The 24455-nt window shown below is 68.6% G+C and carries 20 protein-coding genes and 1 pseudogene; 15 read left to right on the top strand and 6 right to left on the bottom strand.

Features of this window, described 5'->3' with window-relative positions; genetic code table 11:
* Positions 1-45: 45 nt before the first annotated feature.
* Complete coding sequence (locus tag F9278_RS28195; RefSeq protein ID WP_152170817.1) at positions 46-645, top strand: dTDP-4-dehydrorhamnose 3,5-epimerase family protein; 600 nt, start codon at positions 46-48, stop codon at positions 643-645.
* A gap of 67 nt (positions 646-712) precedes the next feature.
* A complete protein-coding gene (locus tag F9278_RS28190; RefSeq protein WP_226966985.1) occupies positions 713-1705 on the top strand; it encodes a Gfo/Idh/MocA family protein in 993 nt (330 codons plus the stop codon).
* A gap of 72 nt (positions 1706-1777) precedes the next feature.
* Here the strand turns inward: F9278_RS28190 and F9278_RS28185 are convergent, their stop codons facing one another.
* The 3 genes from F9278_RS28185 to F9278_RS28175 are packed head-to-tail and all read right to left on the bottom strand — an operon-like array spanning position 1778 to position 5736.
* Positions 1778-3430, bottom strand: coding sequence for a TPR end-of-group domain-containing protein (locus tag F9278_RS28185; RefSeq protein ID WP_152170816.1), 1653 nt, complete (start codon positions 3428-3430; stop codon positions 1778-1780).
* 24 nt (positions 3431-3454) lie between these two features.
* Positions 3455-4420 (bottom strand): hypothetical protein, encoded by a 966-nt coding sequence (locus tag F9278_RS28180; RefSeq protein WP_152170815.1) that lies wholly within the window; start codon positions 4418-4420, stop codon positions 3455-3457.
* Positions 4421-4437: 17 nt separating this feature from the next.
* The gene (locus tag F9278_RS28175) at positions 4438-5736 is read right to left on the bottom strand and encodes a carbamoyltransferase N-terminal domain-containing protein (protein WP_152170814.1); all 1299 of its coding nucleotides are present in this window, start codon (positions 5734-5736) and stop codon (positions 4438-4440) included.
* Between the two features lie 351 nt (positions 5737-6087).
* Here F9278_RS28175 and F9278_RS28170 point away from each other — a divergent pair, with 351 nt between their 5' ends.
* The 13 genes from F9278_RS28170 (at position 6088) to rfbC (ending at position 20186) form a co-directional block, all read left to right on the top strand.
* A complete protein-coding gene (locus F9278_RS28170) occupies positions 6088-7317 on the top strand; it encodes a class I SAM-dependent methyltransferase (RefSeq protein ID WP_152170813.1) in 1230 nt (409 codons plus the stop codon).
* Between the two features lie 154 nt (positions 7318-7471).
* Positions 7472-9010 (top strand): tryptophan halogenase family protein, encoded by a 1539-nt coding sequence (locus F9278_RS28165; RefSeq protein WP_152170812.1) that lies wholly within the window; start codon positions 7472-7474, stop codon positions 9008-9010.
* 98 nt (positions 9011-9108) lie between these two features.
* Positions 9109-9573 (top strand): flavin reductase family protein, encoded by a 465-nt coding sequence (locus F9278_RS28160; protein ID WP_152170811.1) that lies wholly within the window; start codon positions 9109-9111, stop codon positions 9571-9573.
* Positions 9570-10853: a cation:proton antiporter domain-containing protein gene (locus tag F9278_RS28155; RefSeq protein WP_152170810.1), complete on the top strand. Its 1284-nt coding sequence runs from the start codon at positions 9570-9572 to the stop codon at positions 10851-10853. Before F9278_RS28160 ends, F9278_RS28155 begins: the two co-directional genes overlap by 4 nt.
* Before the next feature lie 50 nt (positions 10854-10903).
* Positions 10904-11056 carry a hypothetical protein gene (locus F9278_RS46375; RefSeq protein WP_193241673.1) on the top strand — a complete coding sequence of 51 codons (153 nt, stop codon included), beginning with the start codon at positions 10904-10906 and terminating at the stop codon, positions 11054-11056.
* A 674-nt stretch (positions 11057-11730) separates the two neighbouring features.
* On the top strand, positions 11731-12603 hold the full coding sequence (rfbA, locus tag F9278_RS28150; RefSeq protein ID WP_152170809.1) for a glucose-1-phosphate thymidylyltransferase RfbA: 873 nt from the start codon (positions 11731-11733) through the stop codon (positions 12601-12603).
* Between the two features lie 42 nt (positions 12604-12645).
* Complete coding sequence (locus F9278_RS28145) at positions 12646-13773, top strand: AMP-binding protein (RefSeq protein ID WP_152170808.1); 1128 nt, start codon at positions 12646-12648, stop codon at positions 13771-13773.
* A 4-nt stretch (positions 13774-13777) separates the two neighbouring features.
* Entirely contained in the window at positions 13778-15337 is a 1560-nt protein-coding gene (locus F9278_RS28140; protein WP_152170807.1) for an HAL/PAL/TAL family ammonia-lyase, read from the top strand.
* 663 nt (positions 15338-16000) lie between these two features.
* On the top strand, positions 16001-16957 hold the full coding sequence (locus F9278_RS28135) for an LLM class F420-dependent oxidoreductase (protein ID WP_152170806.1): 957 nt from the start codon (positions 16001-16003) through the stop codon (positions 16955-16957).
* 14 nt (positions 16958-16971) lie between these two features.
* On the top strand, positions 16972-17640 hold the full coding sequence (locus tag F9278_RS28130) for a 4'-phosphopantetheinyl transferase family protein (RefSeq protein ID WP_152170805.1): 669 nt from the start codon (positions 16972-16974) through the stop codon (positions 17638-17640).
* A gap of 68 nt (positions 17641-17708) precedes the next feature.
* Positions 17709-18695, top strand: coding sequence for a dTDP-glucose 4,6-dehydratase (gene rfbB / locus F9278_RS28125; protein WP_152170804.1), 987 nt, complete (start codon positions 17709-17711; stop codon positions 18693-18695).
* A 26-nt stretch (positions 18696-18721) separates the two neighbouring features.
* A complete protein-coding gene (rfbD, locus tag F9278_RS28120; RefSeq protein WP_264300184.1) occupies positions 18722-19582 on the top strand; it encodes a dTDP-4-dehydrorhamnose reductase in 861 nt (286 codons plus the stop codon).
* Between the two features lie 7 nt (positions 19583-19589).
* Complete coding sequence (gene rfbC, locus F9278_RS28115) at positions 19590-20186, top strand: dTDP-4-dehydrorhamnose 3,5-epimerase (RefSeq protein WP_152170803.1); 597 nt, start codon at positions 19590-19592, stop codon at positions 20184-20186.
* A gap of 277 nt (positions 20187-20463) precedes the next feature.
* Here rfbC and F9278_RS48820 read toward each other — a convergent pair.
* From F9278_RS48820 to F9278_RS28105, 3 genes and pseudogenes are all read right to left on the bottom strand, one after another.
* Positions 20464-20644: pseudogene (locus tag F9278_RS48820) on the bottom strand (ISAzo13 family transposase); the annotation flags it as partial.
* Positions 20645-20982: 338 nt separating this feature from the next.
* Positions 20983-23502, bottom strand: coding sequence for an ABC transporter permease (locus F9278_RS28110; protein ID WP_152170802.1), 2520 nt, complete (start codon positions 23500-23502; stop codon positions 20983-20985).
* A 41-nt stretch (positions 23503-23543) separates the two neighbouring features.
* Positions 23544-24326, bottom strand: coding sequence for an ABC transporter ATP-binding protein (locus F9278_RS28105; RefSeq protein WP_152170801.1), 783 nt, complete (start codon positions 24324-24326; stop codon positions 23544-23546).
* Positions 24327-24455: the final 129 nt, after the last annotated feature.

Raw genomic sequence — 24455 nt, 5'->3', positions numbered from 1 at the left:
TTCGGAGACTGGTCGGATATGTTTCGTGCGGCGGAAATCACCGAAATGTCGATCCGGGATGCGTACCGGATCGTGCCGGACAAGAAGCTGGACCGCCGTGGCCACTTCTTCGAAGCGTTCCGCGCCGAGGTCCTGACCGACGTCATCGGGTATCCGTTCGTCGTCGGCCAAGCCAACTACTCCGCCAGCTGCCGCGGCACAATGCGCGGCATCCACAGCACCGCGCTGCCGCCCGGACAGGCCAAGCTGGTCACGTGCGTGCGGGGTGCGGTGCTGGACGTCGCGGTGGATCTGCGGATCGGATCCCCCACGTTCGGAATGTTCGACACCACGCCCCAGGACGAGGAGTCCGGCACCGCGGTCTACCTGGCCGACGGCATCGGCCATGCGTTCCTCTCGCTCACCGACGACGCGTGCATGAACTACCTGTGCTCGGAGGCCTACGTCCCGGGAACGATGATCGAGGTCAATCCGCTGGACCCCGACATCGGCATCCCCTGGGGCCTCACCGAGCCACCCATCATGTCGGAGAAGGACGCCGCGGCGCCCACTCTGACCGAGGCGGTCGCCCGGGGGATGCTCCCCACCTACGAGCAATGCCTTGACCACTACGAGGTGCTGAGGAAGCGCCCGTCCTGGGGCTGACCCCACCGGGGCCGGCGCAGGTGACCGATCGCCTTCTCTCTCATCTCTTGCCGAGCGGAGTTTTCACATGTTCGATAATATGAACGGCCGGTTGCGCATGGGGGTCATGGGTTGCGCCGACATCGCCTGGCGGCGGACCCTCCCGGCGATGGCCGGGAACTCCGCCGTGGAGGTCGTCGCCATCGCCAGCCGGAGCCAGCAGAGCGCGGAAGCCTTCACCGAGCGGTTCGGCGGCGTCCCGCTCGAGGGGTACGACGCGCTGCTCGAGCTTGACGAGCTCGATGCCGTCTACATCCCGCTGCCCGGCCTGCTGCACGCCGAGTGGGTCGAGCGGGCCCTCGAGGCCGGCAAGCACGTGCTGGTCGAGAAGCCGATGACCAGCAGCTACCGCGAGACGAGCAGGCTGCTTGAGGCGGCCAGGTCGCGCGGGGTCGTGTTGCTGGAGAACTACATGTTCCTCTACCACTCCCAGCACGAGGCCGTGCGCAAGGTACTGGCCGAGGGCGCGATCGGTGAGCTGCGCGGCTTCGCCAGTGCCTTCACCATCCCGCCCAAGCCCGAAGGGGACATCCGCTACCGGCCTTCGGTCGGCGGTGGAGCGTTCCTCGACTTCGGCGGCTACCCGGTCCGGGTGGCCCAGTACTTCCTCGGCGGTGACCTCGAGGTTGTCGGAGCCGTGTTCCGGCACGACCGGCACCACGACGTGGTGATGTCGGGCAGCGTGCTGCTGTGCACGCCCGACGGCGTACCGGCCCAGCTGGCGTTCGGTATGGAGCACTCGTACCGCAACGACTACAGCCTCGCCGGCAGCACCGGACGCCTCATGCTGGACCGGGTCTTCACCCCGCCGGAGACGCACCGTCCCGTGGTGCGGATCGAGCGGCAGGACCACCTGGAGGAGCGGGTGTTGGCGACCGATCACCAGTTCGCGAACGTCATTGAAACATTCGTGGAAGCGGTCCTCGGCGGCCGTGACATCCGGCCCCAGCAGGACGGCACACTGCGGCAGGCGGCGCTGATCGAGAAGATCGGGCAGGCCGCGATCTCGCGGCCTGCCTGAGAGACTCCGGTACGGAAAGAACTGTGGCGGGGATGCCGACCGGCGTCCCCGCCACAGTGCTCGCCGGACGTCTCACCAGCCCGGCAGGTGCTCGGTGCAGGACCGGATCGCCTCCATCACCGGGTCCCGGTTGGAACGGAAATCGTCGAAGGTCGGCGGGACGTAAAGGTCCGGGGCGATTGCGGTGCGCGAGTCCATCGGGAACGAGCTCTGCCAGTACAGGTCCGAGATGTTGACCCGCAGCCGGCTGTGGGGCAGGAGGAAGGGTGCCGTCTCCCCTGTGAAGTTCGGGCGCGACCCGGTCGGCTCGCCCACCACCACGGCATCGGTGTACCGCTCGATCAGCGTCGCTGTGTTCTGGGCCGCTGAGAAGGTCCGCCGCCCGACGACCAGGAAGAGCGAGCCTCGGCGGCCGAGCTTGGCGCACGACAGCAGCCGACGCAGCAGGCCGGTCGCCAGGAACGTGTTGCCCCCGCCGTTCCAGCGCAGGTCGATGACGAGCCGGTCGACCGGGTACTCCTCGATGAAGGAGAAGAGCCGGTCGGTGAAGTCCGCCAACGGCTCGTCCGGATCGTTCATGATGTTGTTCAGCTGCAAGTACACCAGCCGGTCCGCCGGCAGGTACTCGAACCAATAGCAGCAGCCCGCGTTGCGCAGGGAGAGCGGCACCGGCTCGCTGAGCGTATCCGGCAAGAAGCGCCAGCCCGGCGGTGCCGGGAAGCCGTCCACCGCGCCCGCGGCCGCGGGCAGGGACACCTCCCTGCGCTCGCCGTCGGCGGCCGTCACCGTCAGAGTCGCCTTCGCGGAGTCGCCCGTCACCCCGAGCGCGTGCAGCACCGCCGTGCGCCGCAGCCAGGTGGGCAGGTTGTGCCTGGGCCCGTAGTCGTTGTCCCGCGTGATGACCGGCTCTACCACCGTCATGACCTCTTCGGTCGCCGTGCCGTCGAACGCGCGCACCTGCGCGCCGAGGAGCGCCTCGTACCCGGGGGCGGCAGCGGTGACGAACAGGCCCTCCTCGAAGAGATAGAACTGCACGGGCAGCAGGTGGTTGAGCTCGTGATCCGGATCAGGGACCAGCACGCGCGCGTGTCCGTCTTCGAGGGGCCGCAGCAGCCGCCACAGCTCGACGAACACCTGGGCGTCCGTGAGCTGCGGGATCCGCTCGCCCAGCAGGGCGACCTGCGCGTCGAACCGCTCCTCGGCCTCCCTCGTCCTCGCCGGCGGTCTACGGCGCTTCGCCTCGCGGGCGAGGAGGGCCAAGTCGCCGCGCCACCCCTCCTCGCGCCCATCACCCCCGGCCGCGGGGCCGCCGAGCAGTTCCGCCAGCCGGGGATCGCCGCGCAGCGCCGCGAGGTGCTCGTCGCCGCGGACGCGTTGGACGTCGCGGAAGCCGGCCGCCAGCGCGGCCCGTACCGCGTCCAGTGCGCCGTCCACGTCGCCGAGCCGGGCACGGCAGCGCGCGATCTGGTACGGGACGGCCCCGGGTCGTGAGGTCTCCCGGTCCGGGGACACACCGAGCGCCAGGACACGTTCGTACGCCGGCAGGGCAGCGCGGTACTCACCGAGTCCGAACCGCGCCTCGGCGAGCCGGTCCCAGTGCTCGCCATTGACCGGGTTCGCCGTGACCACCTCGTCCCACAGCGGCGCGGCCTCGGCCCAGGCCCGCCGCGCCGACCGGGCCCGGGCCCGGGCCAGCGTCCGCAGGCGGCCGGCGACGTCGTTCATGTGCGGTCCTTGTCGCATCCGTGCCTACTCGTACCCGTACTGCTCGAGCAGGTCGCCGAACACCTCGTTGAACTTGGCGAGGTTGCGCTCGGTGAACCGCTCCCGCCAGCCCCCGCTGCGTCCCTGGTGGAAGCTCCAGGAGTTGGGGTTGTAGATCTTGTCGGCGACCGCCTCGGGGTCCCGGTCGCTGCCGTAGTGCGCCAGCACCCGGCCCACGGTCTCGATCTGCTTCTCCCGGGTCCCGCCGCCCCGGGGGCCGACGAGGTCCTCGTAGCGGACCTTGCAGACCTTCGGGTGGTTGAGCAGCCACATCCCCCTGGTGAACTGGTTCCTGGCGAGGAACGAGGGGTCGCTCAGCGCGTAGTCGATCTTCTCTTCCCAGGTCGGCTTGCTCGCCAGGATGGCGCTGCAGATGTCCGCCTCATAGAAGTTGCCGTAGCCCTCGCGGGTACGACCTTCCAGAAAGTTGATCATCGAGACGATGGTGTCGCGTGGGTCGCGGTAGTTGTAGACCAGCGGTGGGCTGTCCGTCTCCACCCACTCGCTCAGGAAGCTGCCGTCCACGCGTTCGAGGTCGAGTTCGTGGAAGATCCAGCACAGGTCGGCGGGCGTGTCCGCGAACCAGGAGTACGGCAGGTGCGGATTCGTGATGATCTCGTCGGCGCGGTCGAGGCGGGTCTGCCCGTAGCGGTTGACCACGTGCTGGCCGAGACGGCGCTGCCAGTGCCAGACGAGCGCGGACCAGGTGTCCGCGGTGCGCTCCTCGAACAGCGCGGTACCGCGCAGCTGTTCCAGCTTCTCGTAGTCGGTCTTGGAAAGCACCAGCGCCGAGATGGCCAGGCGCTGCTCCTCGTCGAAGCGGGGCACGGTGTTCGGCCCTGGTCGGGGAACACCGACCATCTTGTAACCGAGTTCGAGCATCAGCTCCTGCATCAGGTGGGTGCCGGACTTCTGCAGCGAGATGACCATCGCACGGGGTACACGGTTCATGGGATCGGCTCCTCTAGTTATGCTTCGCGGCAACGGATCCGGCGGTACAGGACGCCGCTGCCCCAGATCGTGTCGATCTCGTTCTGGCGCATGGCGGACACCGCGTCGGGAAAGAGCCCGCTGTCGGGCTGGCCGGCGTCGGCACAGCAGAGCACCGGGACGCCGCTCCACTTCTGGTACTCACTCAGCATCGCGGTGAGCACCTGGTCGTCGTCGGCCTCCACCGTCTGCACGGCGACGCCGTGGTCCGCTGCGATCGCCGGGAGGCGCTCGGCCCACTCCGGGCGAACCCGGTGCTCGTAGGACCGGTACGGGTCAGGGATCCCCGGCTCGAAGACTTCAGCGACGTGTTCGGTGAGGCACAGGGCGGCCGGCACGTCCCGCGCGTCGTTGCCACGGGTGAGCTTGCCGAGCACGGCACGCGCCTCGACGTCGACGGCGGGCACGAGGACACTGCGGCTGCCCAACGAAGTCGGGCCCGTCTTCCTCCGCCCGTTGAGGAAGATCACCGGCTTGCCGGTGAGGTGCAACAGCCGGCCCAGTTCCTCCGGCCGACAGGGCGAGACGGACCAGCCCTCCGGCAGGTGAGGGTTGCGGCCCACCTCGGGGCCGGAGCGGACCCCCCAGTCGAGGGCGCGCAGGCCGGTCTCCCGGCCGAGGTGCAGTGCCGCGGCTCCGATCGCCGCTCCCGACGCGTCGGGAAACGGCGGCACCCACAGTTCGCGTACCGCCGGATGGGCGCGCAGAGAGGAATTCGCCTGGATGTCGAGCGCGTGGTCACCGCCGAAGCACAGGTTCACCGGCTCCTCGCCCCGCCAGTCGCGCACCGCCCGAGCGATCTGCTCCAGCGGGTCGCCATCGGCGGTCATCACCTCGCCGCCCGCCTCAATCCGGCCGTCGGCACCGACGTGGAAGAGGAGGGGAGCACGGTCGCCGTCCCACACCAGGACCACGGACGGCTCCGAGCGGCGGGCGAAGGGGCTCGTGCAGTACGCCCCTGCGGCAAGGCTGCCTGCGCGCGGGTAGGCGGTGTACGAAGCGGTGAGGCCGCCATCGAACTCGCCGGTGACCGCGGGGAAGACGGTGCTGGACGGTTGCCCGGCCTCCTCGTGCCCGCCGTCGACCGCCCAGGCGTCAATCTCGTCGACGTCGTACCCCTCGGCGGCAAGCAACTTCGGTATGGTTTCGAGTCCTTCCCACCGGCTGCGCCACGGATCGCTGTTCAGGTCCGCGATTCCGACGGCGAACTCGAGCCTGCCGTCACGGATCAGGGCGATTCCGCCGCCCTGGGACAGCCTGAGCCCGGCAATGATCATTGATTTCCCTCCTTGGGACGAGGCCGCGAGGGCTGCGACTACTCGCGGAGTCGCCGAATTTCCGGCAGGGTTGACATGCCGGTCGATATATGTGGGGAACCGGATTGACGCTAGCGACTGGACCGGTCACAGTCAATCGACGTCCGTTGCTCGCATCAATTCACGGATGCGCGGAAACTGGTTCTGCCGCTTGTCCCGCCAGCGAGACAGGAAAGCGAATAGACGGACTTCCGTCGGGACGCTCGGCGGAGCAGACTCATCGACACCCGCTTCGGACGTGGCTCAAGTGACCGTGCCGAGGTGTTCGGTATCTCAACAAACCGCAGTCGCTTTGGTTTCGCAGGAGCGTGTATGTCAAACAAGTCCCCATGCCGCGTATGCGGTGGCACGGTGCAGGAGTTTTTCAACTTCGGTCGCCAGCCGCTGTCCGATGCATTCCTTCCGCAGGATGCGGACTTCGAGCAGGAGTTCTTCTTCCGGCTCGCCGTCGGTCTCTGCGCGGACTGCACGATGGTGCAGCTGATGGAGGAGGTCCCGCGCGACCGCATGTTCCACGAGACGTACCCGTACTTCTCCTCGGGCTCGGCCTTCATGCGGGACCACTTCGAGGACCTGGCCAAGCGCCTGCTCGCCACCGAGCTCACCGCTGAGGACCCGTTCATCGTCGAACTGGGCTGCAACGATGGCGTGATGCTCAAGGCGCTGGCCGAGTCCGGCGTCCGCCACCTGGGTGTCGAGCCCTCGGGCAGCGTCGCGGACCTCGCGGCAGCCAAGGGGATCCGGGTCCGGAAGTCCTTCTTCGAGGACTCGACGGCCAAGGAGATCCTGGCCGTCGACGGTCCGGCCGACGTCATCTACGCGGCCAACACCCTCTGCCACATCCCCTATATGGAATCGGTCCTGGCCGGCGTCCGGGCTCTGCTGAAGCCGACAGGTGTCTTCGTCTTCGAGGACCCCTATCTCGGCGACATCGTCGAGCGCACCTCGTTCGATCAGATCTACGACGAGCATTTCTTCTTCTTCACCGCGCGTTCGGTCCAGGAGATGGCCGCGCGGAACGGACTGGAGCTGGTGGATGTCGAGCGCATCCCCGTGCACGGCGGCGAGGTCCGTTACACCCTCGCACCGGCCAGCCAGCGGAATCCGTCCGGTGCCGTGGCCGCCCTTCTCGCGGAGGAGAAGGAAAACAAGCTGGCCGAAATCGCCACATTGCACAGATTTGGCGAGAACGTACTGAAGATCCGTGACGACCTGACGTCATTGCTGCGGAAACTCCGCACCGATGGCAAAACGGTGGTCGGCTACGGCGCTACGGCCAAGAGCGCCACGGTGGCGAACCTCTGCGGTATTGGCCCCGACCTTGTTTCGTTCGTCTGCGACACCACTCCGGTGAAGCAGGGAAAGCTCACTCCGGGCACCCATATCCCGGTCAATCCGCCGTCCGCCTTTTCGGATTCCTACCCCGACTACGCCCTGCTGTTCGCGTGGAATCACGCCGAAGAGATCATGGCGAAGGAAGCGGCGTTCCGGGACGCCGGAGGCAAGTGGATCCTCTACGTACCCGAGGTGCGCGTCGTCTGAGCCCCGGCCCGCCCGTTACGCGCCCGGCACAGCCGGCGCGCGCCCCGTCGGGCCTCGCCGCCGGTAATCCCCCCGCCGGCGGTGACTGGGCCCGCCGCACCGGTCGGCTGCGGTCGTGCCTGACGTTCCATCAAAGCTACTGAGGAGTCTGGAAATGATCCGATCCGTAGTCGTCGTCGGTGGCGGCACGGCCGGCTGGATGACGGCGAGTTACTTGAAAGCGGCGTTCGCCGACCGGGTCGATGTCACGGTGGTGGAGTCCGCCCAGGTCTCGCGTATCGGCGTCGGCGAGGCGACCTTCAGCACCGTGCGGCACTTCTTCGACTACCTGGGCCTCGACGAGGCCGACTGGCTGCCCAAGTGCGCCGGCGGGTACAAGCTGGGCATCCGCTTCGAGGACTGGTCTGCGCCGGGGGAGTACTTCTACCACCCCTTCGAGCGCCTCAGCGTCGTCGACGGCTTCTCCATGGCCGACTGGTGGCTGCAACTCGGCGATCGCAGCGAGCCGTTCGACCGCTCCTGCTTCATCACCACGGCGCTGTGCGAGGCCAAACGCTCACCCCGGATGCTGGACGGGTCGCTCTTTGCTTCCGGTCTCGACAACGACCTCGGCAAGTCCACCCTGGACGAGCAGCGGGCTCAGTTCCCCTATGCGTACCACTTCGACGCCGACGCGGTCGCCGCCTACCTGGCGGAGTACGGCCGGCAGCGTGGCGTCAAGCACGTCATCGACGATGTCGTGGACGTCGCGCAGGACGAGCGGGGCTGGATCAGCCATGTCACGACCGCGTCCCGCGGCGACCTGGCCGGCGACCTGTTCATCGACTGCACGGGCTTCCGCGGACTGCTGATCAACCAGACGCTCGGCGAGAAGTTCGAGTCCTTCGAGGACGTGCTTCCCAACAACCGGGCGGTCGCGCTGCGGGTCCCGCGCGAGGAGTCGACGGACATGGCACCGTACACCACGGCGACGGCCATGAACGCCGGCTGGATGTGGACCATCCCGCTCTTCCGCCGCAACGGCAACGGCTACGTCTACTCGGACCGGTTCATCAGCCCCGAGGAGGCCGAGGCCGAGCTGCGTGCGAAGGTGGCACCCGAGCGGGACGATCTCCAGGCCAATCACATCCGCATGCGCATCGGCCGCAACCGTGACTCGTGGGTCAAGAACTGCGTGGCCATCGGTCTCTCCAGCGCCTTCGTGGAGCCGCTGGAGTCGACCGGCATCTTCTTCATCCAGCACGCCGTGGAACAACTCGTCAAGCACTTCCCGGACGAGCGGTTCGATCCCCGGATGACGGCCGCGTACAACACGCGCGTCGCCCGCGCCGTCGACGGGGTCAAGGAGTTCCTCGTTCTGCACTACAAGGCCGCCCGGCGCGAGGACACGCCGTACTGGAAGGAGGCCAAGCTCCGCCCGGCACCCGACGGACTGGTGGAGAAGCTCGACCTCGCCCGGGCGAAGCTGTTCTGCGAGGAGACGATCTACCCGTACTACCACGGGTTCGAGAGCTACTCCTGGAACGCCATGACTCTCGGCCTCGGCCACCTCCCCGATGCTCCGCACCCGGCGCTGCGGCACCTCGAACCGGCCAACGCCGTCGCGGAGTTCGCCCGGCTCAAGGCCGAGGGCGAGGCACTCGTGAGGGCGCTGCCCAGCTGCTACGAGTACCTGGCGAGCATCAACGACTGATCTCAGGTCCAGGTCCTCGGCTCCATATCCTCGCGTGACAGAAGGGATTCGTCTTGGAAACCAGCGCGCAGGGCATCCCAGATGCCTTTCGTTGCTTCATGAGCTCCTACTTCACCGGGGTCACCGTCGTCACCGCCATCGACGGGAACGGGCGCCCGCACGGGATGACGTGCAGCTCTCTGACGAGTGTGACGCTCACGCCCCCCACGCTCCAGGTCTGCCTCGACGTACGCAGTGGCACGCTCGCCGCACTGCGCGAGCAGGGCACGTTCGCCGTGAACCTGCTGCACGAGGGCAGCCGTGAGGCTGCCGAGACCTTCGCCTCGGCCCGGCCGGACCGCTTCGAGCTGGTGACCTGGCGCCCTTCGAAGCGGCATGGGCTGCCGTGGCTGTGCGACGACTCGTACGCGATGGCCGAGTGCCGCGTCGTCGACACGCTGACGGTCGGCGACCACGTGGCCGTCTTCGGACGGCCGGTGGGCGTCGAGAACGGTGTCGGCCGGCCCTTGCTGTACGGCAGGCGTGGCTTCACCGGCGTGCCGGCGGATGCGATCGCGTCGTGACGCCCGACTCGCTCCCCCGGTTCCTCGTCGCCGTGGCGGTGATCCTGCTCGTCAGCCACCTGTTCGGCGCGGTCCTGCGTCGGCTGGGGCAGCCTTCCGTGCTGGGAGAGATACTCGGCGGGCTGGTACTGGGCCCGTCCCTCCTGGGCCTGTGCTGGCCCACCGCCACCCACTGGCTCTTCCCCTCGGAGGTGCTGAACAGCCTCGACAAGGTGGCCCAGCTGGGGCTCATCCTGTTCATGTTCCTGATCGGCTGTGAGGTCCGCACCGGCCACGGTAAGCGCCAGGGCCCGCTGGGCGCCGTGTTGGTCGGGGGCATGGGGCTGCCCTTCGTCTGCGGCGTCGGCTTCGCGCTCGCGGCCGGCTCGACGCTGGCGGGGGCCGGTGTGCAGGCGACGGAGTACGCGCTGTTCATGGGGCTCGCCTTCGCCGTCACCGCGGTGCCGGTACTCGCCCGGATCCTCGTCGACCTCGGGCTCGACCGTACCCGCGCCGGTGGCCTGTCGATGACCTGCGCGGCAGTCGGGGACGGGCTGGCCTGGCTGGTACTGACGCTGATCCTGGCCAGTACACAGGCCGGGGGCCCGGGGCAGATCACGCGCACCGTGGTCCTCGTCGTCGCGCTGGTCGCCCTCACGTTCTTCGGGGTCCGGCAGCTGTTGGCGGTGCTGACGGCCCGTATGAGGTCCGAGGAGCTGCTGACCGCGGTCCTGGTCGTGGGCGCGATCGGCTACGCGGTGCTGACCGATCTGCTGCACCTGCACCCCGTCGTCGGCGCGTTCCTCTTCGGCACCGTCGTGCCCCGCGGCTCACCGGTCATCGAACGGATCGGCCGACGGCTGCAGAGCTTCACGCTGCTCATCCTGTTGCCTCTGTTCTTCGCCGGGGTCGGCCTCAAGACCTCGGTGGGCATGTTCGGCACCGCCCCGACCACCTGGCTCGTCTTCGTCGCGGCCCTGTTCATCACCCAGGCCACCAAGGTGGTGGGCGCTGGCGGCGCTGCCAAGCTGGCCGGGCTGCCCGGCCGCGAGGCGCTGCAGATCGGTGTCCTGATGAACTGCCGCGGTGTCACGGAGCTGGTCATCGCCACGATCGGCTTCCAGGCAGGACTCATCAACGAGCTGTGCTTCACGATGCTCGTGCTGATCGCGGTCATCACCACCGCCGTCACCGGTGTCGTCCTGCCCCGCCTGGCACCCGGGGACGGTCCCCGGGATTCCGGGCACGCGCCCCCGGGCGGCGCCGTGGTCGCCCGGTCCGACGGGTCTCACTCAAGCTGAGAGACATGTGCTGATGCCTGGAACAAGAGCATTCCGGTCGCGGAGTCGCCGTGGTCGGCGCGGGCGCCATCGCCGGGACGACCGCGATTCGCCTGCTGAAGAGGGACCGCGACCACGGCGGGCTGCTGAAGGTCGTACCGGTCCGCCCCGGTGGGGGGACATGGGCAGGAACGTCGCCTACGGCCGACGACCAGCACCGCTGAACGACGCAGGCGGACGCCCGTCGGGAGAATGGGGAGTTCGCGCCCTGCTCGTGCTTCGGCCGCTCGTGGCCGACCTCATGGCCGGGGACGCTGTGTCGCTCCCCTGCGGCGCGGCTGGCGCGCGTCCGTTTCCGTGTGGTCTCTCCCCGGCCGGTGACACCGGGGTCGTGCGCCTCGTCGACGGCTCCGCCGTGCAGGCCGGCGTGGCCGTCCCGGCGATCGGGCCCGTGCCTGAAGCCGCGTGAGCCCCCGCGCCCTGCGGGCGGTGCTGTGCGTCAGGCCGAGGTGGCGATGACCGAGGCCGTCGCCACGGACTCGCGCGCCCCGCTGCGGCAAGTGGAGGCGGCCGACCCGGACTCGGCATCGCCGGCGCGGTGACGGTCCGAGCCGAACCGGCGGCGGTTCGAAACATCGCTGAACCGAACCAGGTCTCGGGCGCCGGGCACGGACGGTCCCGCCCTCGTCCCGCCGGCGGGACCTGCTCACCACCAGATTCACCGGCTGATTTCGGCGGACTCGGACAGGAAGTCGGCCGCCAAAATGAGGGGCCACCATTCGGTGACCCGGAAACACTTGGCATGAGGTCCTGGGCCTGACTATCTTTTCGTTCGGCCCCGGATTGAATTCCAGCCCGGTCGCACGCATTTCGTCGGCCACAACAAATTGGGGGATAGATGAAGGGAATCGTTCTCGCCGGCGGCAGTGGCACCCGGATGCACCCTTCCACCCTGGCAACGTCCAAGCAGTTGCTCGCGGTCTACGACAAGCCCATGGTTTACCACCCGCTGTCGGTCCTGATGCTCACGGGAATCCGCGAGATTCTGATCATCTCGACGCCGAGTAGCCTTCCCGCGCTACGGACGCTGCTCGGCGACGGGTCGTCTCTGGGGCTTGAGATCAGCTACGCGGAGCAAGCGGAGCCCAAGGGTATTGCGGAAGCATTCATCATCGGCGCGGACTATATCGGCAACGAAAGTTCGGCCTTGATCCTCGGCGACAACGTCTTTCACGGCGCCGGATTCCCGAAGTTGCTGTGCACCGCTCGGGAGAACCTCGACGGCTGTACTCTCTTTGGCTATCCGGTTTCGGATCCGGAGCGTTACGGAATCGGTGAGACGGATGCCGATGGCCGTCTCGTCTCGATCGAGGAGAAGCCGCTGAAACCGCGTTCGGACAACGCGATCACAGGGCTTTATTTCTACGATCCCGATGTGGTGGAGATCGCCCGCCAGCTGACCCCGTCATTCCGTGGCGAGCTGGAGATCACCGATGTCAACCAGGCGTACCTCAAGCAGGGACGCGCCCAGCTCATCCGGCTGGGACGCGGCTACACCTGGCTGGACGCCGGCACGCACGACTCGCTGCTCGCGGCGAGCCAGTACGTCCAGGTCATCGAGAAGCGCCAGGGCGTCCGGGTGGCCTGCCTGGAGGAGATCGCCCTGCGCATGGGCTACATCGACGCCGAGCACTGCCACAACCTCGGGGCCGGGATGAAGAACTCCGAGTACGGCAGGTACCTCATGCAGGTCGCCCAGTCGGTGGCCTGACGGCCGCCCCGTCGCCGGGACATGGAAAAAAGGAGAGTACGCGTGGGGTATGAGCAGATGAGCGCTGCGACGCTTCTGTCGTTGGGGTTCGGCACACCGGAGGTCACCGGCACGGCATGGTGCGTTCGCTGGGACGACGTCACGGACGGGGAGGAACTGGTCCGCAAGGCCCTGCCGAATGTCCTCGACTTCCATACTTCCGGCAGCACCGGTCCCAGTCGCTGCTGGCGTCGCACTCGTGAGGACGCCTGGCTCGAGGCCGGGATGCTCGCGGACCTCGTCCGGCAGGACGCACCGGGCGCGGTCGTCGCCTTCGCCCCTCCGGTCCACGTCTACGGCGCCCTTGCTTCCCTGCTGATGCCGGCGAGACTGGGCCTCCCGGTGTGGTATCGCTCGACCTACGTCGGAGCGATGCCGGATGTGGAGCACGGCCGGATCGTCGTGGTGGCCACCCCGTGGATCTTCTCCCTGCTTCTCCAGCACATGGACTGGGTGCGCCGCTTCGAGCACATCACCGTCCTGTACAGCAGCGCGATGCTTCCGGCGGACGCAGGCGTGTTCCTCGAGAAGGCCGGCCGTGACCGGGCGGTGCTCGTCGAGCTCCTGGGTTCCACGGAGACCGGTGGCATCGCGACCCGCCGCTGGCGGGCCGACGAGCCGCCGGCATGGACCCTTTTCCCTGACGTCTCCTTCGCCGACCCCGGCACCGACACCGAAGCCGGCACCGAGCCCGACGCGGCGGTGCCACTGGTGATCCGCAGCCCCCGGATCGGCTTCAGGCCCGGCGAGCCCAGGCCTGAGGAGTGGCGCACCGGTGACCTCGTAGAACGGCTCGACGAGCGCACCTTCCGGCTGGCCGGCCGGATCGGCCGCCTGGTCAAGGTGAACGGGCGCCGGATCAACCTCGACGAGGCGGAGCACACGCTGCGCGCCGAAATCGACTGCGAGGACCTCGCCCTTGTCACGGTCGACGACCGCATGATCGGCGAGCACATCGACCTGTTCGTCGTGGCGCGGACCGGGACCGAAGAGGCCGGCACCGATCTCGCACCGGTGCTCACCCATCTTGGCGTGCGCCCCCGGAAGGTGCACGTGGTGCCCCGTATCGACCGGTCCGAGATGGGCAAACTGCGGCAGCTTCCGACCTCACCCTCACCGACCCAGAGGTAGCAACGTGACATCGACTTCCGAAACATTCGGCAACGCGACGACGGACTTGGGCGACCTGGCGGAGATCACCCGCGCCGCCTCCTGGACCGCGAAGCTGGGCCCGCTCACCGACGCGGACATCGCCAGGATGGCGACGAGCGCCCGGACCATCGACGACCACCTGGTGACCGGCAAGCCCATATACGGGCTCACGCAGGGATTCGGCCCGCTGGTCACCTTCGCCGCGAAGTCCGAGGCGGAGCAGGGCAACTCACTGATCTCGCACCTCGGCACCGGCCAGGGCCGCCCCCTCCCGCCCGAGGTGGCGCGGCTCGTCGTCTGGCTGCGACTGAACAGCATGCGCAAGGGCTTCTCAGCCGTCTCGCCCGACTTCTGGCAGCGCCTCGCCGACCTCTGGAACGAGGGCTTCACCCCGGCGATCCCCCGCGACGGCACGGTCAGCGCGAGCGGCGACCTCCAGCCGCTGGCCCACGCCGCCCTTGCCTTTGCCGGCTACGGCGAAGCGTGGGTCCGCGACAACGCCGGCGGGTGGACCCTCACTCCGGCGAAGGACGCGCTGGCCGCGCTCGGCGCCGAGCCGCTCGACTGGCCCGTCCGGGAGGCACTCGCCTTCGTCAACGGCACCGGGGTCGGCCTTGCGGTCGCGATCCTGAACCAGCAGTCGGCGGTCCGGCTCGTTCGTGCCGTGGCGGAGCTGACCGCGCGGCTGACCGTCCTGCTGGGCGGCAACACCGAGCACTACGACGAGGGCATCGGCCGCGCCCGCAACCAGGTCGGCCAGTTGCGTGTGGCGAACTGGATCAGGCAGTCGCTTCCCGAGAACCTCGAGCGGGACGAGGACAGGCCGCTGCAGGAGCCGTACAGCCTCCGGTGCGCGCCGCAGGCCCTAGGCGCGGTGCTCGACCAGCTCACCATGGCCGGCGAGGTTCTGCTCCGCGAGGCCAACGGCGTCACCGACAACCCCGTCACCTACGAAGGCCGGGTCCTGCACGGCGGCAACTTCCACGCCATGCCTGTTGGCTTCGCCTCGGAGCAGACCGGGCTGGCCATGCACATGGCCGCGTACATGGCCGAGCGGCAGCTCGGACTCGTGACCAACCCCACGACCAACGGCGGCCTGCCCCCGATGCTCACACCGCGGGCCGGCCGCGGCTGTGGCCTCGCCGGCGTACAGATCAGCGCAACATCCTTCGTCTCCCGCATCCGACAGCTGGTGACCCCGGCGTCGCTGACGACCCTGCCGACGAACGGCTGGAACCAGGACCACGTGCCGATGGCACTCAATGGCGCCAATGGAGTCGCCGAGGCACTGGAACTGGGCTGGCTGGTGGTCGGCTCGCTCGCGCTCGGCGCCGCCCAGCTCGCCGTGATGACCGGCAAGGACACCGGGACCACCGGCGTCTGGGCCGAACTGGCCCGGATCTCCCCGCCCCTGGAGGCCGACCGGCCGATGGCGGCAGAGGTGCGCGCAGCCGCAGACCTGTTCGTCCGGCAAGCGGAGGCCGTGCTGGCGGCGCAGGCCGAGGCCGAACGCCCCTGTCTGGACGTCAAGCGGTATGAATGACCGCGGACGGGGCGGTGTAGCACGGTCGATCACGGATGAGAGTCCGCAGGACGCTGACACGGTGGCGTGCGAGGGTGAGCGCCGCCTGTCTGTCTTGCTTTCCCTCCGCCCTCCAGCGGTCGTGAAGCCGCCGTGAGCCGTGGTCGGACCGAATGATCAGGAGTGCGGAGGTGCCGCGGACTCTCTGCCGACGCCGAGTGCCTGCACTGGCCATCGCGGCCAGTGTCTGACAGCTCGTCAGCGACGCCGGAGGCCCGTGATGCCGAAGCCGAGGCGCGTTCCGGAGCGGGAGACATGCTGTGGAGCAGCACATTCAGCAGGTTGGCGGTGCGGATGTGGTCCCCGACGAGGCCGACGCGGCAGCCGGTCGGGAAGCCGTGGCTCAATGGCAGCCTCGTCGCCGGGGCGGTCGGTTTCCCCAGACGGTCTCCGCCGTAGTGGGCCGCACTCCCCCACGTGGCCGCCGGCCCGTCCTGGGGAGCCCGGCCGGGCGTCGGAGCCACACCCGGCTCCTGTGAGTGCCCCGACCCCACGAACGGGAGGACCAACCCGCTCGAGAAGGCTGAACCGCCCGACGGCCTTCACACCTGCTGCCCCCGCGTCCGGTACGAACGGCCGCCGATCCGTTCCCGGAACCGCCGAGTGAGAACCGGAGACCATGCGATGACCCGCTGGGGAATCACCCTGCCGCTGCCCGGTGTCCCCCTGCCTGCGCACCGCGAGCTCGTCGAGCGGTTGCCCGAGCTCGGTTACACCGACGTGTGGACAGCCGAGACGTCGGGGACCGACGCGTTCTCGCCGCTGCTACTGGCCTCGCAGTGGTCGTCCCGCTTGCGACTGGGCACGGCCGTCGTGCCGGTCTTCACCCGCGGTCCTGGCCTGCTGGCGATGAGCACGGCGGCCCTCGCCGAATGCGCACCGGGCCTGGTCGCGCTCGGCATCGGTGCCTCGTCGCCCGTCGTCGTCGAGCAGTGGAACGCGACGGCCCACACACAGCCGTTCGGTCGCACCCGCGACACCCTGCGCTTCCTGCGCGAGGCCCTCGCCGGCAAGACGGTGAGCGCCACGTACCCGACATTCACAGTCGACCGGTTCCGGCTCGAACGCCCGCCCGCTGCGCCTGTGCCCATCCTGCTCGCAGCGCTGCGGCCGGGAATGCTGCGGCTCGCCGCCGCCGAGGCGGACGGTGCGATCACCAACTGGCTGGCACCCACCGACGTGCCAAGAATCCGGGCGCAGATCGGCGACGAACTCGAACTCGTCGCCCCGGTCTTCACCTGTGTCACGGAGGACGCCCGCGAGGCCCGGCGCATCGGCCGAATGCTCATCAGCAGCTACCTCACCGCACCCGCCTACCGAGGCTTCCACGACTGGCTCGGCCGTGGCGAGGCACTCGCCGCCATGCACAGGGCCTGGGACACCGACGACCACTGGCGGGCCATCGCCGCCGTTCCGGACGAGGTGGTCGACGAACTGATCGTGCATGGCGGTGCCGACGAGTGCCGGGCCAGGATCCGGCAGTACGTCGACAACGGACTGAGTACTCCCCTGATCGCGCTCCTGCCCACCGGCGGCGACCCCGTCGAGCAGGTCGAACTGCTCGCGCCGTGTCGGGACTAAGCGGAGAGGACACGGTGCTCTCGCGGATCGTCCCGGCCGGTATCGCGGTGGCGGAGTCCTTCGGGGACGACCCGGAAGCCGTCCTGCTCCCCGAGGAAGAGGAACACGCCACCGCGATGAGCGATGCGCGCCGGGACGAGTTCGCCACCGGGCGGCACCAGGCCCGTCGCGCGGCGCTCTGCCTCGGCATACCCCCCGCCCCTCTCTTGCCGGGGGCGAAGGGTGCCCCCGTGTGGCCGGACGGCGTCATCGGGAGCATCACGCACTGCCGCGGCTACCGTGCGGCCGCAGTCGGCCTGAGCCAACGGACGCGTGCACTCGGCATCGACGCCGAACCCGACCTGCCCATGACCGACGGAATGCTGGAGGCCATCGCCCTCCCCGAGGAGCGGGAACAGAACGGCGCGCTCAGGCGTCTGCACGCCGGTGTCTCCTGGGACCGTCTGCTGTTCTGTGCCAAGGAGGTGGTCTACAAGGTCTGGTCTCCACTGACCGGCACCTGGCTCGGCTTCGACGAAGCGGTGATCACCATCGCCCCCGGCGGGACCTTCCGGGCCCGCATCCTCAAAGCAGCGCCCGAGGGTGACGTGCCGACAACCCTCGATGGACGTTGGACCGCCGACCGAGGTCTGCTGCTCGCCGCGACGCACGTACCGCAGGACTGGCGCATGGCGCACAGATGACCCACTCCCCCGCAACCCCCAGCCCACCAGCCAGTGCCGGCTGATCACAACAAGGTGCAGATCTCTTCATGACGACCCGAATTCTCGTGACCGGCGGGGCCGGCTTCATCGGCTCCCACTACGTCCGCAAGCTGCTCGGCCCCGACGGACCCGGCGACATCTCCGTCACCGTGCTCGACAAGCTCACCTATGCGGGCAACCTGGCCAACCTGGACGAGGTTCGCGATCACCCGGGCCTCGCCTTCGTCCAGGGTGACATCTGCGATCCGGAAGTGGTCGGCAAGCTGATGGCCGAACACGACCAGGTGGTGCACTTCGCCGCCGAGTCGCACGTCGACCGCTCGATCGACGGCGGCGCGGAGTTCGTCCGTACCAACGTCGTCGGCACGCACACCCTGGTCGACGCCGCCCACCGGGCCGGCATCGCGAGGTTCGTACACATCTCCACCGACGAGGTCTACGGCTCCATCGACGAGGGATCCTGGCCGGAGACCCATCCGCCGCAGCCCAACTCGCCCTACTCCGCTACCAAGGCCGCCTCCGACCTCATAGCCCTGGCATACCACCGCACTCACGGCGTGGACGTGCGGGTGACCCGCTGCTCCAACAACTACGGGCACCACCACTTCCCGGAAAAGGTCATCCCCCTCTTCGTCACCAACCTCCTGGACAGCAGGAAGGTGCCGCTGTACGGCGACGGTGCCAACGTCCGCGACTGGCTGCACATCGACGACCACGTGCAGGGCATCGAATTGGTGCGCACCAGGGGCCGGGCGGGCGAGATCTACAACATCGGCGGCGGCACAGAGCTGTCCAACGCGGAACTCACCGAACTGCTGCTGCGGGAGTGCGGCGCCGACTGGCGGACCAGTGTCGAACACGTCACCGACCGCAAGGGCCACGACCGGCGCTACTCCGTCGACTGCACCAAGATGCGCGACGAGCTCGGCTACGCGCCTCGCGTCGGCTTCGAACAGGGGCTGGCCGAGACAGTCCAGTGGTACGCCGACAACCGTGCCTGGTGGGAGCCGTTGAAGAAGCGGGCCGCGCTGTGACGGCGACCGGTGCAGGTACGTGGCTCGTGACCGGAGCGGGCGGCATGCTGGCCCGGGACGTCCTCGGCCGGATGGCGGCGGAGGGCATCCCCACGGTGGCCACCCACCGCGCGGATCTCGACGTCACTGATCCCGCGTCCGTGCGCGCCGCCTTTGCCGTCCATCGTCCCGCCGTGGTGGTCAACTGCGCCGCGTGGACCGCGGTCGACGACGCGGAGGCCCATGAGCCGGAAGCCCTCGCGGTCAACGGCACCGGCCCGCGTCTCCTCGCCGAGGCGTGCCGGACGCTGGGGACCGTTCTGTTGCATGTGTCCACGGACTACGTCTTCGACGGCAGCGCCCGCACGCCGTACCCCGAGGACGCGCCGACCGGCCCCCGGAGCGCGTACGGCCGGACCAAGCTGGTCGGCGAGCAGGCCGTCCTGCGGATCCTTCCGGACACCGGCTATGTGGTGCGGACCGCCTGGCTCTATGGGGCGGGCGGCACCCATTTCGTCCGCACCATGAGCGAGCTGGAGGGCACGAGGGACACCGTGGAAGTGGTCGCCGACCAGCAGGGCCAGCCGACCTGGACAACGGACCTCGCCGACCGCCTGGTCCTGCTCGGGCGTGCCGCACTCGGCGGCACCGCCCCGGCAGGCGTCTACCACGGCACCAGCGGCGGTCACACCAGCTGGTTCGAACTCGCCCGCGAGGTGTTCCGCATGCTGGGCGCCGATCCCGGGCGAGTGCGCCCCACCACGAGCGACGCCTTCGTGCGCCCGGCGCCCCGACCTGCCCACAGTGTCCTCGGGCACGACCGCTGGCGGGTGGCGGGCATCGAACCCATCAGGGACTGGCGCGAGGCGTTGACCGAGGCTTTCCCCTCGGTTTCGCGCGGGAGATAGATGCCGCATGCGACCGCTGTCCATTGAGGGCGCCTGGATCCATGAGCCGAAGGTCTTTCCCGACGACCGGGGAGCCTTCCACGAGTGGTTTCAGGCGCCTGGTTTCGCCGTCGCCACGGGTGAGGAATTCACCCTGGCCCAGGCCAACTACTCCGTCTCCCGCCGGGGCGCACTGCGAGGGATTCACTTCGCGGACGTGCCGCCGGGCCAAGCGAAGTACATCAAGTGCGTGCGTGGTGCCGTCATGGATGTCGTCGTCGACGTACGGACCGGCTCCCCGACCTTCAGGCAGTGGGAAGCGATCCGCCTCGACGACGAGAGCCACCGCGCGGTGTACCTCTCCGAGGGCCTGGGACACGGTTTTCTCGCACTGAGCGATGACGCCACGGTCGTCTACTTGTGTTCCGAGGGATACGCCCCCGACCGGGAGCACGGGATCCACCCTCTTGACCCGGACCTCGCCATTGGCTGGCCCCGCGACATGGCTCTGCTGATGTCCCCCAAGGACGAACAGGCTCCCTCCCTGGCGGAGGCAGAGCGTCGGCGCCTGCTGCCCTCGTACGCCGATTGCACGACCTTCCGCCGTCGGCTGCGCCACGGGTGAAGTAGGCGACGTGGATGGTTCCTGCTCGCGCTCCGTCCGCGGCCCGCGCAATCAGCAGGACCAGGTCGCGGTCGCAAGAAGGCCGCCTCGACGGCCTCGAACCCGGAGAGGCTTCGAGTCGTGCCATGGCCGGTGCCGTGCAGGCGGTGGTGCCATGGCCGGTCGTCATCAGAACCGGGTCGGCGCACCGCCTCCCGGCTGAAGCCCCAAGAGCTCGCAGATCATCAACACGTGGACTTGGTGTTGTGCCTGGGGTCGTTGCGCAGGGAGCTGACCCGGCCTGGAGGTGTGCGAGGGCGGTGAGGGAGCGGTCGCCGGCGGCACGGTGATGCCGTGGGTCTCAAGCACGTCCTGACCTTCAAACGTATGCGGTACATGGCGGTGCGACTGCTGCCGAACAGCGCGGCGAGGAGATCCGCGGCCAGAGCGGCCCTCAGACGGAGCACGGTGGCCAGGACCTATGGTCCGACGGCACAGCCTCGTCCCACTCCGCCATGATCTTCGCTGACCTGGTGAGACCGGTGCGCCGGATCGTGCCCCTCCGGCACCGCCCCGTAGTCGTTCTCCTCACGCACAATCCCTTTGCCCATTCGCTGTCTCGGGCACCGGTCGTCACACCGGGGCGGAGGGGCCTTCATGAGTCGGATCTCGTTTTCTTCCGCCGGTTCCTTCTCCGGACACCCCGCTTCCGTCCGTGGAGCACATGCGTCCCGCCGGGACGAACGCGACGGGACGCATGGGGGGTGACATATTCGGTCGGGCTTCCGTACGGTGCCTCCGAGCGCCGTACCCCAGTTCAGTCGGCCTTGATGGCCATGAGCATGTTCATCCTGGCCGCCCGGCGGGCTGGCCAGAGCGCGGCGAGCATGCCGACCACCGCGGCCAGCAGCAGGAAGAGAGCCAGGCGCCCCCAGGGCAAAGCCAGTTCGTACGTGGGCATGCCGGTGCTGATCAGTTCACCTGCGGCCCAGCCGAAGAACACTCCGAGTGCGACACCGAGCAGTCCGCCGAAGAGCGAAATGATCATCGACTCCAGGCGGACCATCCGCTGGACGGACGAGCTGCCGAGCCCGATCGCGCGCAGCATACCGATCTCCCGCTGGCGTTCGGAGACGGACATCGCAAGGGTGTTGACGACACCGAGCACCGCGATGATCACCGCCATGGCGAGCAGTCCGTAAAGGATGTTCAGCATCAAGCCGATGAGCTTGGCGACCTCACGAGAGATGTCGGCCTTGCTCTGGATCTGGATGGCCGGGTTGTCACCGAGGGCCTTGCGCAGTCGCTCCTCGGTGGCCGCACTGCCACCGGAGGCGGTCTTCACCAGTACCTGCCGGTCGTTGACCTCGGTCAGATGGGGGGTGACGGTGGCGTTGTCCACCATGATCCCCTGGACCATCTGGGTGCCCTCGTAGACGCCCGAGACCGTCAGGCTGTCCCGCCGCCCGTCCTCGTACGTGACGGTGAAAGAGGAGTTGATCTTCCAGCCATGGCTCTTCGCGGTCTCCTCGTCGACGACGACCTTCTTTCCGGACAGCCCGGCGAACGAACCGTCCGTGAAGTCGGCCTTGACGAGTCGGCCGATGGTCGCGCCATCGACGCCGGTCAGTGACTCGCCCTTGTCACCGATGAAAACCGGGGCCGGCCGCATCGGGCTGGAGACGGTGACGTCTGCGGTGGCGGCGAGCTTCTCGGCAATGTCGGGAGAGAGATCGTGCATGCTCGCCATCACGACCACGTAGTCGGCCTTCAGAGAGTCCGCGGCCATCTTGTCGATGGCCTGCTGCACGCTGCTGGCGATCACGGTCAGACCGGTGATCAGGGTGAGGCCGATCATCAGCGCGGAGGCCGTGGCGGCGGTGCGACGCGGGTTGCGGACCGCGTTTTGCCGCGCGAGCTTGCCCGGCATCCCGAAGGCACTCAGGAGGGGGGCGACGGCGGCGATCACGGGTCGGGACAGCAGGGGGGTGAGCACGAAGACGCCGATGACCAGCAACATGGCGCCCAGGCCCATGACGCTCTCGTCCTTGGCGAGGACACTGGTCACAACACCGACGGCGGCGAGGATTCCACCGATGGCGTTACGGACCGCTAAGGAGCGTGCGGTCGCGACGGCGTGGACGCTGTTCATGGCGGCGATCGGCGGAATCTTCGCGGCGCGGCGACCGGGCAGCCAGGCGGCGAGCATGGTGACGACGGTGCCGACCACCAGCGAGGCGATGACGGCGGACGACGGAATGACGAGCGGGCCGTCGGGGATCTCCGTGCCGGAGCTGCCCATCACAGAGCGCAGCAGGGCACCCATACCGATGCCCACCAGCAGACCGGCTACTGCCGCTACCGTGCCCACGAGCAGCGCCTCGATGAGCACCGAGCGGGTGACCTGGCGGCGGGTGGCACCCACGGCGCGCAGCAGGGCGAGTTCCTTGGTGCGCTGGGCCACCAGCATGGTGAAGGTGTTGGCGATGATGAAGATGCTGACGAAAAGGGCGACGCCTGCGAAGACCAGCATGCCGGTCGTCATGCCGTCCATGGACTCGGCGATGTCCTTGGCCTGATCGTCGGCGAGCTTCCTGCCGGTGGTCGCCTCGGCGTCCTCGGGCAGGATTCTGCCCAGGTCGGCCTTCAGGGCGTTCTGGGAGGTGTTCTCGGCCGCCTTCACATCGATCTGGTCGAACTGTCCGGGCTCGGCGTAGAGCTTCTGCGCGGTTGCGGTGTCGAAGAGGGCAAGGCTGCCGCCGGCGGAGACGTTGCCGTCATCGGTGGTGAAGATGCCGGTGAGTTTCTGTTGGAGCACCGGGCCGTCGACGGAGATCCGGACGATGTCGCCGACCCTGTAGCCGGCCCGTTCGGCGGTCTTGGAGTCGAGGGCCAGATCGCCGGCGCGCGCGGGGGCCTGGCCCGACTTCATGGGGTAGCGGGCGTCCTTGCCGTCAGCACCGGGGTAGTAGTTGGCACCGCCGGAGGAGCCGCCCTTGCTGACGAGCCCGCCGTGCTTGTCCGCGACCGCTGCGAAGCCGCTCACGGAGCCGGTGACCGATGCGACGCCGGGCGCCGCGGCCACCTGGTCGAGCAGGCGCTGGGTGAGCCGGGGGGTCTCGCCGGGGTTGCTCCTGTCGTTGTCGCTCTTGTGGGGCTGGATGGCGACATCGACGTTGCCCAAGCCCTTCTGGGAGCTGTTCTTGTAGGCGTCAGTGACGGTCGAGGTGAAGACGAGGGTGCCGGAGACGAAGGCCACGCCGAGCGTCACGGCGAGGACGGTCATCAGCAGCCGGGCCTTGTGCGCGAGCACGCTGCGCAGAGCGGTACGGAACATGATGTGGATGTGTCAGTCCTGGAGATCGTGTCCGGCGATGGTCAGCTCGTGCGGCCCTTGGCGTCGAAACGCTTCATGCGGTCGAGGACGGCGTCGGCGGTGGGGCTGTGCATGTCGTCGACGATGTGACCGTCGGCGAGAAAGACGACACGATCGGAGTAGGAGGCGGCGACGGGGTCGTGGGTCACCATGACGACGGTCTGGCCGAGTTCTCGGACAGAGGTGCGGAGAAAGCCGAGGACTTCCGCGCCGGACCGGGAGTCGAGGTTTCCGGTGGGCTCGTCGGCGAACATGATCTCGGGGCGGCCGGCGAGGGCGCGGGCGACGGCGACACGTTGTTGCTGGCCCCCGGAGAGCTGGTTGGGGCGGTGCTTGAGGCGGCCGGCGAGGCCGACGGTGCTGACGACCGTGTCGAGCCACTGCTGGTCGGGTTTGCGGCCCGCGATGTCCATGGGGAGGGTGATGTTCTCCAGAGCGGTCAGCGTGGGGAGCAGGTTGAAGGCCTGGAAGATGAAGCCGACCTTGTCACGGCGCAGTCGGGTGAGCTTCTTGTCGTTGAGGGTCGTGACCTCGGTGTCGCCGATGCGGGCGGATCCGCTGGTAATCGTGTCGAGGCCCGCCATGCAGTGCATGAGGGTCGACTTGCCGGAGCCAGAGGGGCCCATGATGGCGGTGAATTCGGCAGGCTGGAATTCCACGTTGACGGCGTCAAGGGCGACCACTTGGGTCTCGTCCTGCCCATACACCTTGGTCAGCTCCGTGGCACGGGCGGCGGCAGCAGTGATGCGGTCGGTGGTCGGGGCGTCTAAGTGGGGGGTGGTCATGGTGGGGGCACTCCTCGGGACGATGGGATGGGCACTGCGGACCATCGTCCCAGGCGTTTTCCGCTCCAAGATCAGACTCAGCGCCCGTTCTCGGGACAGCCTCGGGACCGACGGACCGGGGCGCCACTC

Origin of the sequence: Streptomyces phaeolivaceus (assembly GCF_009184865.1) — a bacterium.
GTDB lineage: Bacteria > Actinomycetota > Actinomycetes > Streptomycetales > Streptomycetaceae > Streptomyces > Streptomyces phaeolivaceus.
Note: the sequence above shows the minus strand (reverse complement) of the source record. Positions and strands in the feature narration are given on the sequence as shown.

What these genes read in the sequence shown, in the direction of transcription:
- F9278_RS28195 (WP_152170817.1), top strand. Translation starts at nt 46, where the DNA reads ATGTCGATCCGGGATGCGTACCGGATCGTGCCGGACAAGAAGCTGGAC.
- F9278_RS28190 (WP_226966985.1), top strand. Translation starts at nt 713, where the DNA reads ATGTTCGATAATATGAACGGCCGGTTGCGCATGGGGGTCATGGGTTGC.
- F9278_RS28185 (WP_152170816.1), bottom strand. Translation starts at nt 3,430, where the DNA reads ATGAACGACGTCGCCGGCCGCCTGCGGACGCTGGCCCGGGCCCGGGCC.
- F9278_RS28180 (WP_152170815.1), bottom strand. Translation starts at nt 4,420, where the DNA reads ATGAACCGTGTACCCCGTGCGATGGTCATCTCGCTGCAGAAGTCCGGC.
- F9278_RS28175 (WP_152170814.1), bottom strand. Translation starts at nt 5,736, where the DNA reads ATGATCATTGCCGGGCTCAGGCTGTCCCAGGGCGGCGGAATCGCCCTG.
- F9278_RS28170 (WP_152170813.1), top strand. Translation starts at nt 6,088, where the DNA reads ATGTCAAACAAGTCCCCATGCCGCGTATGCGGTGGCACGGTGCAGGAG.
- F9278_RS28165 (WP_152170812.1), top strand. Translation starts at nt 7,472, where the DNA reads ATGATCCGATCCGTAGTCGTCGTCGGTGGCGGCACGGCCGGCTGGATG.
- F9278_RS28160 (WP_152170811.1), top strand. Translation starts at nt 9,109, where the DNA reads ATGAGCTCCTACTTCACCGGGGTCACCGTCGTCACCGCCATCGACGGG.
- rfbA (WP_152170809.1), top strand. Translation starts at nt 11,731, where the DNA reads ATGAAGGGAATCGTTCTCGCCGGCGGCAGTGGCACCCGGATGCACCCT.
- F9278_RS28135 (WP_152170806.1), top strand. Translation starts at nt 16,001, where the DNA reads ATGACCCGCTGGGGAATCACCCTGCCGCTGCCCGGTGTCCCCCTGCCT.
- rfbB (WP_152170804.1), top strand. Translation starts at nt 17,709, where the DNA reads ATGACGACCCGAATTCTCGTGACCGGCGGGGCCGGCTTCATCGGCTCC.
- rfbC (WP_152170803.1), top strand. Translation starts at nt 19,590, where the DNA reads ATGCGACCGCTGTCCATTGAGGGCGCCTGGATCCATGAGCCGAAGGTC.
- F9278_RS28110 (WP_152170802.1), bottom strand. Translation starts at nt 23,502, where the DNA reads ATGTTCCGTACCGCTCTGCGCAGCGTGCTCGCGCACAAGGCCCGGCTG.
- F9278_RS28105 (WP_152170801.1), bottom strand. Translation starts at nt 24,326, where the DNA reads ATGACCACCCCCCACTTAGACGCCCCGACCACCGACCGCATCACTGCT.